13 protein-coding genes and 2 tRNA genes are annotated in these 16,702 nt (G+C 64.2%); 14 read left to right on the forward strand and 1 reads right to left on the reverse strand.

The features are described 5' to 3' along the window. Positions 1-122: 122 nt before the first annotated feature. The 14 genes from G3A50_RS18350 to G3A50_RS18415 all read left to right on the forward strand — a co-directional run bounded on the left by G3A50_RS18350 (position 123) and on the right by G3A50_RS18415 (position 15,877). Positions 123-1,601, forward strand: coding sequence for an NAD(P)H-hydrate dehydratase (locus G3A50_RS18350; protein WP_163076592.1), 1,479 nt, complete (start codon positions 123-125; stop codon positions 1,599-1,601). 212 nt (positions 1,602-1,813) lie between these two features. Next, positions 1,814-1,898, forward strand: a tRNA-Leu gene (locus tag G3A50_RS18355). Between the two features lie 129 nt (positions 1,899-2,027). Then, complete coding sequence (gene tig, locus G3A50_RS18360; protein ID WP_163076593.1) at positions 2,028-3,380, forward strand: trigger factor; 1,353 nt, start codon at positions 2,028-2,030, stop codon at positions 3,378-3,380. A 310-nt stretch (positions 3,381-3,690) separates the two neighbouring features. Further along, entirely contained in the window at positions 3,691-4,323 is a 633-nt protein-coding gene (gene clpP, locus G3A50_RS18365) for an ATP-dependent Clp endopeptidase proteolytic subunit ClpP (protein WP_163076594.1), read from the forward strand. 377 nt (positions 4,324-4,700) lie between these two features. Next, positions 4,701-5,975 (forward strand): ATP-dependent Clp protease ATP-binding subunit ClpX, encoded by a 1,275-nt coding sequence (gene clpX, locus G3A50_RS18370; RefSeq protein ID WP_163076595.1) that lies wholly within the window; start codon positions 4,701-4,703, stop codon positions 5,973-5,975. 266 nt (positions 5,976-6,241) lie between these two features. Further along, positions 6,242-8,671: an endopeptidase La gene (gene lon, locus G3A50_RS18375; RefSeq protein WP_163076596.1), complete on the forward strand. Its 2,430-nt coding sequence runs from the start codon at positions 6,242-6,244 to the stop codon at positions 8,669-8,671. A 326-nt stretch (positions 8,672-8,997) separates the two neighbouring features. Continuing rightward, positions 8,998-9,276 carry an HU family DNA-binding protein gene (locus tag G3A50_RS18380; RefSeq protein ID WP_163076597.1) on the forward strand — a complete coding sequence of 93 codons (279 nt, stop codon included), beginning with the start codon at positions 8,998-9,000 and terminating at the stop codon, positions 9,274-9,276. 315 nt (positions 9,277-9,591) lie between these two features. Beyond that, positions 9,592-9,667: transfer RNA gene (locus G3A50_RS18385), tRNA-Val, on the forward strand. A 55-nt stretch (positions 9,668-9,722) separates the two neighbouring features. Then, positions 9,723-10,460 (forward strand): HAD-IA family hydrolase, encoded by a 738-nt coding sequence (locus G3A50_RS18390; protein WP_163076598.1) that lies wholly within the window; start codon positions 9,723-9,725, stop codon positions 10,458-10,460. Continuing rightward, positions 10,447-11,193, forward strand: a complete 747-nt coding sequence (locus tag G3A50_RS18395; protein ID WP_163076599.1) for an ATP12 family chaperone protein — start codon at positions 10,447-10,449, stop codon at positions 11,191-11,193. Before G3A50_RS18390 ends, G3A50_RS18395 begins: the two co-directional genes overlap by 14 nt. 370 nt (positions 11,194-11,563) lie before the next feature. Next, entirely contained in the window at positions 11,564-12,178 is a 615-nt protein-coding gene (locus G3A50_RS18400; RefSeq protein ID WP_163076600.1) for a hypothetical protein, read from the forward strand. A 5-nt stretch (positions 12,179-12,183) separates the two neighbouring features. Beyond that, positions 12,184-13,479, forward strand: a complete 1,296-nt coding sequence (locus G3A50_RS18405) for an outer membrane beta-barrel protein (RefSeq protein WP_246251862.1) — start codon at positions 12,184-12,186, stop codon at positions 13,477-13,479. A 143-nt stretch (positions 13,480-13,622) separates the two neighbouring features. Then, on the forward strand, positions 13,623-14,390 hold the full coding sequence (locus G3A50_RS18410; RefSeq protein WP_163076601.1) for a metallophosphoesterase family protein: 768 nt from the start codon (positions 13,623-13,625) through the stop codon (positions 14,388-14,390). Positions 14,391-14,518: 128 nt separating this feature from the next. Further along, positions 14,519-15,877, forward strand: a complete 1,359-nt coding sequence (locus G3A50_RS18415; RefSeq protein ID WP_163076602.1) for an O-antigen ligase family protein — start codon at positions 14,519-14,521, stop codon at positions 15,875-15,877. Positions 15,878-16,072: 195 nt separating this feature from the next. On the opposite strand, the gene G3A50_RS18420 is transcribed toward G3A50_RS18415, so the two are convergent. Next, positions 16,073-16,666, reverse strand: coding sequence for a polysaccharide biosynthesis/export family protein (locus G3A50_RS18420; protein ID WP_246251864.1), 594 nt, complete (start codon positions 16,664-16,666; stop codon positions 16,073-16,075). Between the last annotated feature and the right edge of the window lie 36 nt (positions 16,667-16,702).

Genomic DNA, 16,702 nt, shown 5'->3' on the forward strand with positions numbered 1-16,702 from the left:
GCGCGGATATTAGGCAAAGGCGAAGAAATGCCGCGTCGACGTCCGCGGAGGCTCGCCCGGCGGCGCCGAGAGCGCCTAGTCTGGCCGCTCCCGGCCGCCAATTTTTCGCGATGAGACACTCTATGGAACTGCTGACACCTGACGAGATGGGGCGCGCCGACGCGCTGAGGATCGCTTCCGGGGTCGCCGGCGAGCGTTTGATGGAGCGCGCCGGCGCGGCGGTGGCGCGGGTCGCCGGGCTCCATTGCACCGCGGGCGGGCGGGTGCTGGTGCTGTGCGGACCGGGGAACAACGGCGGCGATGGCTTCGTGGCGGCGCGCCTGCTGGCGGGCATGGGCTACCGGGTTCGCCTCGCGCTGCTCGGTACCGTCGACAGGCTGCGTGGCGACGCCGCGACGATGGCGGGGCAGTGGCGGGGCCCTGTCGAGGCGGCGGCTGATGCCTCGCTCGACGCCGTGGATTTTGTGATCGATGCGCTGTTCGGTGCTGGCCTCGCGCGCGATCTCGATGGAGATGCGCGCGCCCTGGTGGAGCGGCTCAATGCCCGCGACCTGCCGGTTCTCGCCGTGGACCTGCCGTCGGGGATCGATGGGGCGACCGGCGCGATACGTGGCGCGGCGGTGCGGGCGCGCTGGAGCGTCACGTTCTTTCGCGCCAAGCCCGGACATCTGCTGATGCCGGGTCGGCTGTCCTGCGGCGAGCTCAGCGTTGCCGATATCGGCATCGGTCCCGAGGTTCTGGACGTCATCCGCCCGTGCGCCTTCGAGAACAGGCCCGCGCTCTGGGCGTCGTCGTTCCCGGTGCCGCGCGCGCAGGGGCACAAGTACACGCGTGGCCACCTCGTCGCGGTTTCCGGTCCGCCGCAGGCGACAGGGGCGACGCGACTCGCCGCCCGTGCCGCGCTGCGGGCAGGGGCGGGGCTGGTGACGGTTGCGTGCCCCGCCGCGGCGCTGCCGATCCATGCGGCAAACCTTTCCGCGATCATGGTGCGTGCGGTCGATCATGCCGGGGAACTGGCGCAGCTTCTTGCCGACCGGCGGCTCGCGACGGTGGTGATCGGGCCCGGGCTTGGGGTCGGGCAGGGTGCGCGTGACCGGCTTCAAGCCTGCGCCGACCGCCGGCTGGTGGTGGATGCCGATCTCCTCAGCAGCTTCGCCGGGGCGCCGGATGAACTGGCCGCCGCGCTGAAGGAATCGCCCGCCGCCATTGCCACGCCCCATGACGGCGAGTTCGCCCGGCTGTTCGCGCGGTGCCCGCAGGTGCTGGAGCCTGTGTCGAAGATCGAGCGGGTGCGGGCGGCGGCCCGCCGGCTGGGGATCGTGGTGGTGCTCAAGGGACCCGACACGGTAGTGGCGGCCCCCGATGGCCGGGCCGCGGTGGCCGCCAACGCGCCGCCCTGGCTGGCGACCGCAGGGGCCGGGGATGTGCTTTCGGGAATCATCGCCGGGCTGCTCTCGCAGGCCATGCCCGCCTTCGAGGCCGCCTGCGCCGGTGTGTGGGTGCACGGCGAGGCGGCGCGGGAGGCGGGGCCTGGCCTTGTGGCGGATGACCTGATCGACGCTCTGCGACCTGTCTACCGGCGGCTGTTCGCCCAGCTTTAGAATTGCGAGCGCGAAGGGCAGGCGGGCGGGCAACGCGCCCGTGTCTCGTTGCAGCGGCATTCCCATGCATTTTGGGCTGGCGCTGCGGCATCGCCGTGCTATAAGCCCGCACCCGGCAGGCGGCACCCTCGCGGGTGCGCGTGTCCGCGCGTCTTCGCGAGCTATTCTCGGGCATACGATGCCCGGACGGCGGTGGGGACGAAGGCACGTATGCGGGCGTGGCGGAACTGGTAGACGCGCGGGATTTAGGTTCCCGTGATGAAAGTCGTGGGGGTTCGAGCCCCTCCGCCCGCACCAGGACCCGCGATCGCCCGCAGCCTCCCGACCGAATTCGCAGCGACGAGGGCCCGCGGCGCAAGAGCGACGTGCCTCGCACAACCATTTCGAGACTCCCCATCCGGGGAAAAAGACGAAGGCCGATAGAACATGCAGGTCACCGAACTCCTCGCCGAAGGTCTGAAGCGCGAATACCGCGTGGTGCTGCCGGCCGCCGAACTCGACGCCAAGGCCAATGAGCGCCTCGCGGAGATGAAGGACAAGGTCCGCCTCAACGGGTTCCGTCCCGGCAAGGTGCCCGTGGCGCATCTCAAGCGCATGTATGGCAAGTCGGTTCTGGCCGAGGTCATCGACCAGGCGGTGAACGACGCCAACTCCAAGATCGTCGAGGAAAACGGCTTCAAGCTCGCCCTGCAGCCCAAGGTGGAGCTGCCGCAGGACGAGGAAGCGGTGAAGGAAGTGATCGAGGGCAAGGCGGACCTGTCCTACACGGTCGGCCTTGAGGTGCTTCCCAAGATCGAGCTCGGCGACTTCAAGTCCATCGCGCTCGACAAGCCGGTTCTGGCCGTGACCGACGAGGAAGTCGGCGAGATGGTCAACCGCATCGCCGAGGGTAACCGCCCCTACGCCGCCAAGGAAGATGTCGCCGCCAACGGCGACCGCGTCACCGTTTCCTTCGTCGGAACGCTGGATGGCGAGAAGTTCGAGGGCGGCTCGGGTGAGGATGTGCAGGTCGTGATCGGCTCAAACACCTTCATTCCCGGCTTCGAAGAGCAGCTTATCGGCATCAAGGCGGACGAGACCCGCACCGTCAACGTGACCTTCCCCGAGAACTACCAGGCCGCGAATCTCGCCGGCAAGGCAGCCTCGTTCGAAGTGACCGCCCAGATGGTCGAAGTGCCGAGCGAGATGACGCTCGACGACGAGTTCGCCAAGACGCTCGGCATGGACAGCCTCGACGCTCTCAAGGAGCAGGTGAAGAGCCGTATCGCCCAGGAGCACAACGCCCAGAGCCGCGCCAAGGTGAAGCGCAAGCTGCTCGATGCGCTGGACGGCCTGCACCAGTTCGAGGTGCCCCCGACCCTCGCCGAGCAGGAATTCGAGGGCATCTGGAATTCGGTGACCACCGAGATGGAACAGCAGAAGCGTTCCTTCGAGGATGAAGGCACGACCGAGGAAGCCGCCCGCGCCGACTACAAGAAGATCGCCGATCGCCGTGTGCGTCTCGGCCTGGTGCTTGCCGAAATCGGCGAGAAGAACAACATCCAGGTCAGCGAGGACGAGGTGACCCGCGCCGTTGTCGAGCGGGCCCGCCAGTTCCCCGGCCAGGAGCAGCAGGTGTGGGAGTTCTACCGCCAGAACGCCCAGGCGCTGGCCAGCCTGCGCGCGCCGATTTTCGAGGAGAAGGTCGTCGATTTCCTCATCGAGCTCGCCAAGGTGAACGAGGTCCCCGTGACCCGTGAAGAGCTCTATGCCGAGGACGAGGCCGACAAGGCCGCGTGAGTTCGGCGTAGCCGGCTCAGCCTGGCGCCTGCGCCCGACTGTTACGGCGGAATAGAAGGGGTCGGCGCAGGCCGGCCCCTTTTTCGTTGCCGGGCAGGCGGACGCCCGCTTCGGTCCGCCCGTCAGAGGTCGCGCGTTCAAGGGGCGCTAGCGAGGGCGCGGCGACCCGTCCGGTCGCGCACGATCTTCGATTGGGCTATCCAGAGATCCCGAATTGCGACCCCACTCTAGCGGGAACGGACTTTCCGCTTATGTTGGGAAAGATGGATTCGCGGCCGGCGCCTTCCGCCGGATCGCTTAGGAGCGGAATATGCGTGACCCTATCGATACCTATATGAACTATCTCGTCCCCATGGTGGTCGAGCAGACCAACCGGGGCGAGCGCTCCTACGACATTTACTCGCGCCTCCTGAAAGAGCGCATCATCTTCCTGACCGGGCCGGTCGAGGACGGCATGGCGACCCTGATGGTCGCGCAGCTGCTGTTCCTCGAGGCGGAGAACCCCAAGAAGGAAATCTCGATGTACATCAACTCGCCGGGCGGGGTGGTGACATCGGGGCTGGCGATCTACGACACCATGCAGTTCATCAAGCCTGCCGTGTCTACGCTGTGCATCGGCCAGGCGGCCTCCATGGGCTCGCTGCTGTTGACCGCCGGCGAGAAGGGCATGCGCTTCGCGCTGCCGAACGCGCGAATCATGGTGCACCAGCCTTCGGGTGGCTTCCAGGGCCAGGTGACCGACATCATGCTGCACGCGCAGGAAATCCTGAGCCTCAAGAAGCGGCTCAACGAGATCTATGTGAAGCATACCGGCCAGACGCTCGGCGCAGTGGAAGACGCCCTGGAGCGCGACAACTTCATGACGTCGGAAGCTGCCAAGTCCTTTGGACTTATCGACAATGTGATCGACAAGCGCCCCGACGACGCCCCCGCCAAGCCCTGATGGGGTCTAGGCTGGGTGATTGGGAAAGCCGTTTCGGCTTCCTATATTAAGGTGCAGGCCCGCCGTCTCTTCAATGGCGGGCTTGCGTGCATCGCGGTATCGCGCTTGCATGACGAACGGATGAAGTGTCGCCGGGAGGCGTGACGGGGTTACGGCAAAGGCGGGTAGAACCGCTGAAGTCGGGGATGGCGAGAATGCCGTCTTGATCGAGCCGCTTCTAGCATGCTTGGCTAGCGCGAACGGTCTAAGCCTTAAGTCGCTTCTTTTTGACGGCCAAAGGTGCCGTCGCGTTTCTCCCCACCTGGAGGCCCGCGGCGGCCTTCGAGACTGGGGCGGTACGGGCAAATGCCTGGCCCGCTGAGCGGACGGAGAGACGCATGAGCAAGGTTGGCGGCGGCGACAGCAAGAATACTCTTTATTGCTCGTTCTGCGGCAAAAGCCAGCACGAGGTTCGCAAGCTTATTGCGGGACCTACCGTGTTCATCTGCGATGAATGCGTCGAGCTGTGCATGGACATCATTCGCGAGGAGAACAAATCCTCGCTGGTGAAGTCGCGCGACGGGATTCCCACCCCTAAGGAAATCTGCAAGGTTCTGGACGATTACGTTATCGGCCAGTTCCATGCCAAGCGTGTGCTTTCGGTGGCGGTTCACAACCACTACAAGCGCCTGAACCACGCAACGAAGCACGCGGGCGATGTCGAGCTCGCCAAGTCGAACATCATGCTGATCGGGCCGACAGGCTCGGGAAAGACGCTGCTCGCGCAGACGCTCGCCCGAATCCTCGACGTGCCCTTCACCATGGCGGACGCGACGACGCTCACCGAAGCGGGCTATGTCGGCGAGGATGTGGAGAACATCATCCTCAAGCTGCTGCAGTCGGCCGACTACAATGTCGAGCGGGCCCAGCGCGGCATCGTCTACATCGACGAGATCGACAAGATCAGCCGCAAGTCCGACAACCCGTCGATCACGCGGGATGTCTCGGGCGAGGGCGTGCAGCAGGCGCTGCTGAAGATCATGGAAGGCACGGTCGCTTCCGTCCCCCCGCAGGGCGGACGCAAGCATCCCCAGCAGGAGTTCCTGCAGGTGGACACGACCAACATCCTGTTCATCTGCGGCGGCGCCTTTGCGGGACTCGACAAGATCATCTCCTCGCGCGGTAAGGGCACCTCGATCGGCTTCGCGGCGGTGGTTTCCGCCCCCGAGGATCGCCGGCCGGGTGAAGTGTTCCGTGAGGTCGAGCCGGAAGATCTGCTGAAATACGGGCTGATCCCCGAATTCATCGGCCGTCTGCCGGTGATCGCGACGCTCGAGGATCTCGACGAGACGGCGCTGAAGCAGATTCTCTCGGAACCGAAGAACGCGCTGGTGAAGCAGTACCAGCGTCTCTTCGAAATGGAGAATGTCGAGCTGTCGATCCACGAGGAAGCGCTGGGCGCCATCGCCCGCAAGGCTATCGAGCGCAAGACCGGCGCGCGTGGCCTGCGGTCGATCATGGAAGGCATTCTGCTCGACACGATGTACGACCTGCCGGGCCTTGAGGGCGTGGAAGAGGTCGTTATCTCCAAGGAAGTCGTCGAGCAGAACGCGCGACCGCTCTACATCTACGCGGACCGGGCGGCGACCGGCGACGCGGGCGCGAGTGCCTGAGGGCCCGCGCGCATATCGCCCGGCCGGATCTCCGGCCGGGGCCATGCCCGGCTCCCTTGACGGAGGCGGGACGCGTCTCCATCTGAATCGAGACCCCCGGTCCACGACCGCATCGACGTGCCCCGCCAGGACGAGCCTGTTCCGGCCTGATCCTCTTCCGCACAGAGATTTCCGTTCGCGTTCCGGCCGCTTCGCGGCCCGGCTCACCTCTTGCATGCCCTCCATGGCAGCAGGAGCGGCCAGTCGCTCATAGAAAGGAAAGAGCCATGACGAGCTCCAAGCCTCGCGCCGCGCTCCCGCCTGGTGTCGCGCAGACCTTTCCCGTGCTTCCGCTGCGCGACATCGTGGTTTTTCCGCACATGATCGTCCCGCTGTTCGTCGGCCGGGAGAAGTCGATCCGCGCCCTCGAAGAGGTGATGCGCAACGACACCTTCATCCTGCTGGCGACGCAGGAAAACGCTTCCGACGACGATCCGGCGACGGACTCCATCTACAAGATCGGCACGCTGGCCTCGGTACTGCAGCTTCTCAAGCTGCCGGACGGCACGGTCAAGGTGCTGGTCGAGGGCATCTCGCGCGCCAGGGTCGATCACTACACCGACCGCACCGACCTCTATGAGGCCGAGGCCGTGGCGATGGAGGAAGAACTCGGCGCCAAGGTCGAGGCCGAAGCGCTCGGCCGCTCGGTGCTGGCCGAGTTCGACAGCTATGTGAAGCTGAACAAGAAGGTGTCGCCGGAAGTCGTCGGCGTGGTCACCCAGATCGAGGATCACTCGAAGCTGGCGGACACCGTCGCCTCGCATCTGGCGGTGAAGATCCCCGAGAAGCAGGCCGTGCTGGAGATCCTCAAGGTCACCGCGCGGCTTGAGAAGGTTCTCTCGCTCATGGAGTCCGAGATTTCGGTGCTCCAGGTGGAAAAGCGCATCCGCAGCCGCGTGAAGCGGCAGATGGAGAAGACCCAGCGCGAGTACTATCTCAACGAGCAGATGAAGGCGATCCAGAAGGAACTCGGCGACGGCGAGGACGGCCGCGACGAGCTGGCCGAGCTGGAAGAGCGCATCAAGACCGTGAAGCTCTCCAAGGAGGCCCGCGAGAAGGCGACGCATGAGCTGAAGAAGCTCCGGCAGATGTCGCCGATGTCGGCCGAGGCCACCGTGGTGCGCAACTATCTCGACTGGCTGCTCTCGATCCCGTGGAGCAACAAGAGCAAGGTGAAGAAGGATCTTCCCTACGCCCAGGGGATCCTGGATTCCGAGCATTTCGGCCTCGACAAGGTGAAGGACCGTATCGTCGAGTATCTCGCGGTGCAGACCCGCCAGAACAAGCTCGCGGGCCCGATCCTGTGCCTCGTCGGTCCGCCCGGCGTGGGCAAGACCTCGCTCGCCAAGTCCATCGCCAAGGCGACGGGACGCGAATTCGTGCGCGTTTCGCTCGGTGGCGTGCGCGACGAGGCCGAGATCCGCGGCCATCGGCGCACCTATATCGGCTCGATGCCCGGCAAGGTGATCCAGTCGATGCGCAAGGCCAAGAAGTCCAACCCGCTCTTCCTGCTCGACGAGATCGACAAGATGGGCATGGACTTCCGCGGCGATCCGTCCTCGGCGCTTCTTGAGGTGCTGGACCCCGAGCAGAACACGACCTTCGCCGATCACTATCTGGAGGTGGACTATGACCTCTCGAGCGTGATGTTCGTGACGACGGCCAACACGCTGAACATCCCGCCGGCCCTTCTGGACCGCATGGAGGTGATCCGCATCGCCGGCTACACGGAAGACGAGAAGGTCGAGATCGCCCGCCGCCACCTGATTCCGTCCGCGCTCACCAAGCACGGGCTGCAGGCCAAGGAATGGTCGATCGACAATGAAGCGTTGCTGACCCTCGTTCGCCGCTACACGCGGGAAGCGGGCGTGCGCAACCTTGAGCGCGAGATCTCCAACCTCGCCCGCAAGGCGGTGAAGGACCTCATCCTCACCAAGCGCAAGACCGTGAAGGTGACGGTCAAGCAGCTCGAGGACTATCTCGGTGCGCCGCGCTTCCGCTATGGCGAGGCTGAGGCGGAGGATCAGGTCGGTGTGGTCACCGGACTTGCCTGGACGGAAGTCGGCGGCGAGATCCTGACCATCGAAGGCGTCATGATGCCCGGCAAGGGCAAGATGACGGTGACCGGCAACCTGCGCGACGTGATGAAGGAATCGATCTCGGCGGCGGCGTCCTATGTCCGCTCGCGCGCGCTCGATTTCGGCATCGAGCCGCCGCTGTTCGACCGCCGGGACATCCATGTCCACGTTCCCGAGGGTGCGACCCCGAAGGATGGCCCCTCGGCCGGCGTGGCCATGGCCACGGTGCTGACCTCGGTGCTCACCGGCATCCCGATTCGTCGCGATGTCGCCATGACCGGCGAGATCACGCTGCGTGGCCGGGTGCTGCCGATCGGCGGGCTCAAGGAAAAGCTGCTCGCGGCGCTGCGCGCGGGCATCAAGAAGGTGCTGATACCCGAGGAGAACGCCAAGGATCTGGCGGAAATCCCGGACAACGTGAAGAACGCCCTGGAGATCGTCCCGGTCTCGCGCATGGATGAGGTGCTGCACCACGCCCTGACGCGCCAGCCCGAGCCGATCGTGTGGGAAGAGAAAGTGATCCCGACCCCCGAGCCGGTGATCGGCCATGACGAGGCCAGCGGGATCGCGGCCCACTGATCCGGCCCCGCTGATCCCGGCTGCGTAGCCCGGAGTCTCGGCTCTTCGAAGGTGACAGGCGGCGGCATCCGAAAGGGTGCCGCCGCTTCCATGTTGAACCCTCGCCATGACCGTTGTGCAACGAATCGGCAGGGCCGCCTAAATTGCAGGCCCTGGCATGCCAGCCTGCGGAGGCCTCAGAATACCTATAACAGCTTCAAAATCGTGTATTCGTGCGGGTTTCTGGCCTCCAGCGCTTGCATTCGCCGCAATTTGGAGAAAGGGTCGCGCCCGTCGTCGATGCATGCAACCGACGATTCTTGTTCAATCAAGGGAAGGACGGTCATATGACCACGAAGAATGAACTCGTCGCCGCCGTGGCCGAGCAGGCCAAGCTGACGAAGGCTGCCGCTGCGGCTGCGGTCGACGCAACCTTCGACGCCATTGCCGCTTCGCTGAAGGCTGGCGAGGAAGTGAAGCTCATCGGCTTCGGCAGCTTCTCGGTTGTGACGCGCGCCGCTCGCGAGGGCCGCAACCCGCGCACCGGTATGCCTGTGAAGATCGAGGCGTCCAAGGCCCCGAAGTTTACGCCCGGCAAGGGCCTCAAGGAAACCGTCAACGGCTGACGTGCGCTTCCACGGCGCTCTTGCGCGCCGCGCCGTCTGGAGAGGTCGTGCTTTCGCGCTTCTCCGCCGGCGGTGATCCGTTGCTTCCCGGACGGCACGCCCGTCCGGTCTGCCCCGGCAATGAGCGCTCGCCGCTCGCCGGGCGTGCCGATGGCGGCGCGGATGCGGCATGCCTGACGCAATGCCACATCCCCGTCACGGGTCTTGAAGCCTCATCGCACTGATGCTTTATGGCGAACGCGCCGCTCCGGTTGATCCGGGGCGGTCGCGCATTCTCGCCGAAGCCCGCGATGATCGTCGCGGGCGATGTGCTTCGGGCGGTTAGCTCAGTTGGTAGAGCATCTCGTTTACACCGAGAGGGTCGGCGGTTCGAGCCCGTCACCGCCCACCACCGGCGTCCTGCTTCTTGTCCGCGGCCTCGCGCCGTAGCGCCGGATGGATCTGACGTGAAACTCGCCTTGTTCGATTGCGACGGTACGCTGGTGGACAGCCAGAATGTCATCGTCGCCGCCATGACCCGTGCCTTTGCGCGCGCGCAGATCGATCTGCCGCCCCGCAAGGCGCTGCTCGGCATTGTCGGTCTCTCGCTGGTCGAGGCGATGCGGCGGCTTGGCGATGGCGACCCGCAGTTTCCCGCCGAGCAGCTGGCGCAGTTCTACCGCGAGGCCTTTCATGCGCTGCGCGGGGAGCCTGATTTCGCCGAACCGCTCTTTCCCGACATTCGCATGGTGCTCGACCATCTCAGTGCGCGCGAGGACGTGGTTCTGGGTATCGCCACCGGCAAGTCGCAGCGGGGCGTCGCCGCCGTGCTGAGCCATCATGGGCTGGAAGGGCGTTTCATCACCATTCAGACGGCCGACGACGCACCTTCCAAGCCGCACCCGGCCATGGTGCTGCAGGCCATGCAGGCCACGGGCGCCGCGCCGATGGATACGATACTGATCGGCGACACCAGTTTCGACATGACGATGGCCCGTGCAGCGGGCGCGCGCGCGATCGGCGTGACGTGGGGCTATCATGCCTCGGATCTGCTGCGCTCTTCCGGCGCTGAGCGCCTCGTTTCCGACGGCACCGCGCTGCTGACGGCAATGGACGAGCTGTGGACCTGGCCCGCGCAGGGTGGGCACGCCGAGACGGCGGCCAGCCGGGCGGCACCCGCGGAGTCGAACGATGAACGCGGATGACGCGCCGGCCGGCAGCGGCCTGCCCAAGGTCCGGCCGCTCCCCAAGCGATTCTACTCGCAGGCCGGTGTTGCGGACGCGGGCGAGGGGCTGTTCCGTGTCGAGCTGGACGGGCGCCCGGTGCGCACGCCCGGACGCCGCCTGCTGGCGGTTCCCAGCCGGCGGCTGGCGGAAGCGCTGGCGGGCGAGTGGGCGGAGCAGGGCGAGCAAATCGACCCGATGACCATGCCCCTGACCCGGCTGGCCAACTCCGCGCTCGACGGGGTGGAAGACGCGCGCGAGGCGGTGGCCGCCGAGATCGTCCGTTATGCTGCCAGCGACCTGCTGTGCTACCGCGCCGACTCGCCCAGGCGACTGGTCGAGCGGCAGGCCGAGCACTGGGACCCGCTGCTCGGCTGGGCGCGGGAGACACTCGGCGCCACGTTCATCCTGAGTGAGGGGATTCGATTCGTCAGCCAGCCTGAGCGCTCGCTGGACGCTATCCGCCGATCCTTGCCGGATGATTCTCTGCGACTCGCCGCGCTCAACCTGATGACGACGCTCAGCGGGTCGGCCGTGATCGCCCTTGCCGTCTGGCATCGGCGCCTCACGCCCGAGGCGGCCTGGCATACGGCACACTTAGATGAGTTGACGCAGGAGGAGGCCTGGGGTGCTGACGCGGAAGCAATGTTGCGGCGCGATAGTCGTTACCGGGATTTCCGAGGCGCGTCGGAGTGCCTCTTGCACCTCACTTGAAGATAGGCCGGCAGTATTATTTTTCTTATTGTTTGCGTAAATGTGCGTGTACATTATCGAAATGATCGAATTAACCCGAAGTTAAGCCTACGTTCTTTTGATTGTTATCCGAATATCGCCCATATGCTGATGTCCGGGGTGGCGGTCATGGTGTCGTTATCTAGAGATTCGAAGTAAAATACGGTCATGTTTGAGTCGGTTGATTGCGCGAGTCCCTTTGAGAGGCACTCATGTACCTAGAGGTTACGCATCAACGGGGTTTGGTGTGACATTCTTGCACTAGCGAGGGTGGGGATCTGTGCTATCGTCACGGAAGGAATTAATGGGTAGTGGGGCGAATATGAAAAGCGGGTCTCTGCGGTCAGCCGTCTTGGCAATCGCTACCGGTTCGCTGGTGGCGTGGATGAGTGTCGCTCATGTCGCTCCTGCGTTTGCGCAGGGGGTTTTTGCGCAGGGGGGTTCTGTGCCCCAGCGGCCAGCTCGGATAACGGATGCCGCGTCGGCCAAAACTGCGGTGGAGGCTCTTGTCGTTGCCTTCGTGCAGTCCGGGGAGAACAGCGCCGAGCAGTTGCGTAGGGCGATTGCGCGGCTGCTCTTGACCAATCCGGGGTTTGCGCAGGAAATTACGGCCGCGGTGATTGCCGTGAGCGAGAGTGGTGTTCCCGGGTTGCCGGCGAATGACAGTCTTACTGGTGTGCTCGCGGACGGTGTTGCCATCGCGGTGGCGTACTGGCAACGGACCGGCGCTAACGGCTCTCCGGTGGCGCAGGCGGCGATAGAAGGTGTCAACCTCGCCTTCGTTGCTGGTGGTGTTTCGAACGGTTCGGTTTTTGGTGTGGCCTTCACATCCCAGCTGGGTCGTTATGGTGGGGCTATCCTGCCTCCGGTTCTCCGTCCTCCGTCGGAGATCCTGACTGCGGCGATCCTCTTTGTTCCCAAAGATGAAACTTCCAACGTAAGTCCGAATTCCGGCGGAAACCTCTGAGGGGCATGGGCATGAAATTGGGGCGTATTGCGGCTTTTGGCGCCGTATCTGGTTTTCTGGTGTTGCCTTTCACCGGTGTTGCGATGGCAGCGGACTATCCTGCTTCGTCGCGTGCGTCGGTTGAAGTGGACCCTTCGATGGCGGCTGTTGGCGAGCGTGTTCCCGAAGGGTACGACGCGGTCGGCATTCCGGTCGGGACGTTCGTTTTCCTCCCGTCTTTGTTCCTCGGGGCAGGCTACGACAGCAACATCACCGCTTCCGGCACCAACGAGAAGAGCGACTGGGTCTTCACGGTTCAGCCGGCCTTCCAGCTGCAGTCGGACTGGGTTCGCCATTATCTGTCCTTTGACGGTTACTTCCAGAGCGGAAGCTACGCCAAGTACAGCGATGCGGACTATCAGAACTGGTCTCTCGGTTCTAACGGTCGTATCGATGTCACCGAGGACTTCGAGCTGATCGGGTATGTCAATTACGCACACCTGAACGAGCTGCCGGGTGACGACGAGACGCAGACGGGCCTGACTTCGCCCCTGCCATATGACCGCACCACCGCCGGTGTTGGCTTCCGCAAGGAATTCAACCGTCTCTGGACCAAGGCCACGTTCGATTTCCGCGATCGTGACTATGACAACTTCCTTGACGGTGTCCCGACCGACCAGAGCTATCGTGACGGTCAGACCTATTCGGTGAACGGCCGTATCGGCTACGAGATCAGCCCGCTGACGAGCGTGTTCGTCGGTGGTAGCTACCTCTGGTACGACATGCAGAACGTCGATTACGACGCCGAAGAGTACAATGTTGTAACCGGCCTCAAGTTCGAGCCGTCCCGTCTGCTGCGCGGCGAGGCCTATATCGGCTACCGCGACTGGTCGTCGGACAACGGCTACTTCGAAAGCGCTTCCGGCGTGACCTATGGTGCGGACCTGAACTGGTTCGTTACCCCGCTCGCGACGGTGACGTTCACCGCGCTGCAGGAAGTTCTGACGTCGAACTACATTTATGGCGGCTACAACGGCTCTGCCGTCAACAGCAACGAGGTTGGTATCCGGCTCGACTACGAGCTGCGCCGGAATATCCTGCTCTCGGGCTGGGTGAATTATCAGAAGCAGGACTACGAAGAGTATCCCCGCGACGACGACACCTACTTTGTTGGCGCCGAGGTTCGTTACCTGATCAACCGCTACGCCACGGCCAAGCTGAACTACACCTACACGGACTTCAGCTCCAACTTCAACAACGTGGGCGGTGTTGAAGACTACAACCGGAGCGTTGTGACCGCTGGTGTTACGCTCAGCTACTGAGGGCTCGACACCGTCGCCTTTGGTTTAGAGTTGAACTCCCCGCTACGGCGGGGAGTTCTGTTTTGAGCGGCGTTCGTGCCGTGCTTGAAGCGCATGCCTCTGATATAAGGGGCGTCTCCAGCTAGTAAGCGGCCAGGCAGGGCATGTTCTTTTCCCGCTTTCGCGGATACGCGTCGCAAAAATCCAATCCCCGTATTCCTGACGGTCAGCGTGTCTACGCCATCGGCGACGTTCACGGTCGCTATGACCTGCTTCGCACTCTTCTGGACCGGATCGAGCAGGACAGCACGGGCGGAGAGACCGCCACGCCGGCCGGCGTCTCGCCGCGCATCATCCTGCTGGGCGATTACATCGATAGGGGCACCGAGAGCGACAAGGTCATCGAGACCGTGCTCGGCGGGCACGATGTCCGGGGCTGGGACTGCCTGAAGGGCAACCACGAAGCCATGCTCCTCGCCGCGCTCGATGGCCAGATGGACTGGGAGATGTGGCTGGCGAATGGCGGGGTGGAGACGGCATTCGCCTATGGCGTCGCCACGCGGGAATACACCTCCACCGGACGGACGGCTGAACTTGGCGGCGCCTTGGCGGAGGCCATCCCTGAGGCCCATCTCGCCTTCCTGCGCAGCCTGCCCACCCATGTTGAGCTGGGCGACTATTTTTTCTGCCATGCCGGCATCCGCCCCGGCGTGGCGATCGATGCGCAGATGCCGGAAGATCTGATGTGGATCCGCGATCTGTTCCTGGATTCCCGTGCGGACCATGGCAAGCGTATCGTGCACGGCCACACGCCGAAGATGGAACCGGAAATCCTGCCGAACCGGATCAACGTCGATACGGGTGCGTATCTGACCCACCGCCTGTCATGCGTCGTGCTCGAGGCTGATCAGGTGAGGGTCATCCATACATGAACCGGCCCCGGCCGCCTCTAGCGCCTGGAAGATCTGCACCGCCGCGCCAGGAGGCGAGGGGCGGGGCGTTCCTTCGGCGGCGTGATCTCGCCGATACATATGACGACGCCCTCTTTCTCGGTCTGCTGATGGTTCTTGCCTGGGTGCCGTTCCGGTTCGGCTCCAACCATCTGATCAGCTGGAGCATCAATGCCGTTCTGCTCAGTCTCCTGCTGGTGGCGTTCGAGGCGGGCAAGCTTGTCCTGGGTGCGAAAAGGCCGGTCGCGATCCGCCACATCGCCTGGGCGGGGGCGGTGCTGGCGGGTTTGATCGGCTGGATCCTGTTCCAGCTGTCGCCTTACGCGCCGTCCGCATGGCAGAACGACTTCTGGTCTTTGACGCGCGACGTGCTCGCACAGATACCGGGCGCCGAGGTGGTGCAGGGCCGCATTTCGGTAACGCCGGATGCGGGTTTGATCGGGCTCATGAAGCTGGTGACATGTGCGGCGGCGTTCTATCTGGCGCTTCAGCTTTGCCGCGATCAGCGCCGGGCCGATTTTTTGATGATCGGATTCGTCCTCATTGCCCTCGGTTACGCGATTTTTGGCATCGTCCAGGAGGTGGCCTTTCCGGACAGGGTGCTTTGGATCCAGAAGACGGCGTATGAGCACTTCGTCGTCTCCACCTTCATCAACCGGAACAATTACGCGACCTATGCCGGCATGGGTGTCATCGTGACACTTGGGGTGCTGTTCGAGAGCTATCGCCGCGCCGGCGTCGGGCGCAGGCTGCCTTTCGGGCAGCGGCTGGCGACCTTGATCGAGGTGACGCCGCGGACGGGTCTGCCGATCGCCGTCGCTCTTGTCACGATCATGATCTCGTTGATCTGGACGGGATCACGCGGGGGCGTGCTGACGACCCTTGGCGGCGTGACCATGCTGCTTTTGCCGCTGTTTCTGATGGCGGGGAGCCGGAAGACCATGCTGGTGGCGACGCTGGCCGTCGTCGCGGCGGTCCTGCTGGTCATGGTGGGCTATGGCGGGGATCTCGCCGAGCGGTTCGCCGACAGCGCGGGAGCAGGAGAGCGGCGCTTCGATGTGGTCCGTCGTGTGTGGGAAGCTGCCCTCGATGTGCCGTGGACCGGCTTCGGCTATGGCAGCTTCGATCGGATGTTCGCGGTCTACCGCAATACGGACATGCTGCTGCGGGCGCATTGGGACAAGGCCCATAATACCTATGTCGAGCTGCTGTTCGATCTCGGCTTTCCGGCGGCCATCGCTTTCTTCGGGCTGGTCGGGGGGCTGATCGGTTCCATCGTGTTCCGGCTCTCGCAGCGCGAGACGCGGCCGATCTACTGCCTTGTGGTGCTGGCGGTCAGCTTCCAGGTGCTGATGCATGCGGTCGTCGACTTCAGCCTCCAGATCCAGGGGGTAACGATCACATTCTGGATTTTGCTCGGCGCCGGGGTGGCGCAGAGCTGGAGCCGGCAGGTGGATACGTCGATCTAGCGGGTGCTCAGGCCGGTCTGGGGCCCGTAGATGCAAACGGCCAAGGGCCGCGCTGCCAGGTTCAAATCAGGGCGATCATCTGGGGAGTAGGTCGCGCGGCATGAACGCCGGGAAGGGCCGAGCTCGCGGCCCTCTGGGGATCAGACTGCCCGGCGCCACGGCCGGGCAGAGGATCGTTCGGCAGGTTGCCCGGCTCTAGAAGAGCCGCTCGGACACGCGGACGATATCGCCCGGGAACACCATTGTCGTCGTCGTCGCGGGGTAGGAGTATTCCTGGCTCTGGCCGGCACGACGGATATAGACCGTCTGATCATTGGCGCGGTAGGTGAACCCGCCGGCAACCGCCACGGCGCTCATGAGATTCATGCCGTTGCGGTAGGGGTACTCGCCAGGCTTGGAGACCTCGCCGATGATGTAGAACGGCCGGTATTTGAGGACTTCAACGTTGACCCGGGGGTCGCGCATGTAGCCGGAGGAAAGCTTGGCGGTGATCGCCTGCTCCAGAGCGCGGGGCGTTTCGCCGGATGCCTTCACGTTTCCGATCAGTGGAATCGAGATCATGCCGGAGGCATCAATCTCGAATTCGCCAGAAAGGGTGGGTTCATTGAAGACGGTAAGCCGAATCCGGTCGCCCGTTCCCAGCGTGTATTCCGCAACGGAGGCCCCCTCGGTGGAGGCTGCGGGTGGCGCGCTGGGCACGACAGAGCATGCCGCCAGGAGAATGAGGGCGGGTAGCAACAGGCAGATTTGCCGGATCAGTGAGCCGAGCCCGCGGGAAGTTAACTGCACGACAGCTTTTCCAATACGCATCTTTCTACCAGGATA

This window comes from Ancylobacter pratisalsi, assembly GCF_010669125.1.
GTDB lineage: Bacteria > Pseudomonadota > Alphaproteobacteria > Rhizobiales > Xanthobacteraceae > Ancylobacter > Ancylobacter pratisalsi.

Coding starts and splice junctions, on each gene's coding strand:
- G3A50_RS18410 (WP_163076601.1), top strand. CDS start 13,623: ATGTTCTTTTCCCGCTTTCGCGGATACGCGTCGCAAAAATCCAATCCC.
- lon (WP_163076596.1), top strand. CDS start 6,242: ATGACGAGCTCCAAGCCTCGCGCCGCGCTCCCGCCTGGTGTCGCGCAG.
- tig (WP_163076593.1), top strand. CDS start 2,028: ATGCAGGTCACCGAACTCCTCGCCGAAGGTCTGAAGCGCGAATACCGC.
- clpX (WP_163076595.1), top strand. CDS start 4,701: ATGAGCAAGGTTGGCGGCGGCGACAGCAAGAATACTCTTTATTGCTCG.
- G3A50_RS18350 (WP_163076592.1), top strand. CDS start 123: ATGGAACTGCTGACACCTGACGAGATGGGGCGCGCCGACGCGCTGAGG.
- G3A50_RS18405 (WP_246251862.1), top strand. CDS start 12,184: ATGGGCATGAAATTGGGGCGTATTGCGGCTTTTGGCGCCGTATCTGGT.
- G3A50_RS18395 (WP_163076599.1), top strand. CDS start 10,447: ATGAACGCGGATGACGCGCCGGCCGGCAGCGGCCTGCCCAAGGTCCGG.
- clpP (WP_163076594.1), top strand. CDS start 3,691: ATGCGTGACCCTATCGATACCTATATGAACTATCTCGTCCCCATGGTG.
- G3A50_RS18415 (WP_163076602.1), top strand. CDS start 14,519: ATGGTTCTTGCCTGGGTGCCGTTCCGGTTCGGCTCCAACCATCTGATC.
- G3A50_RS18380 (WP_163076597.1), top strand. CDS start 8,998: ATGACCACGAAGAATGAACTCGTCGCCGCCGTGGCCGAGCAGGCCAAG.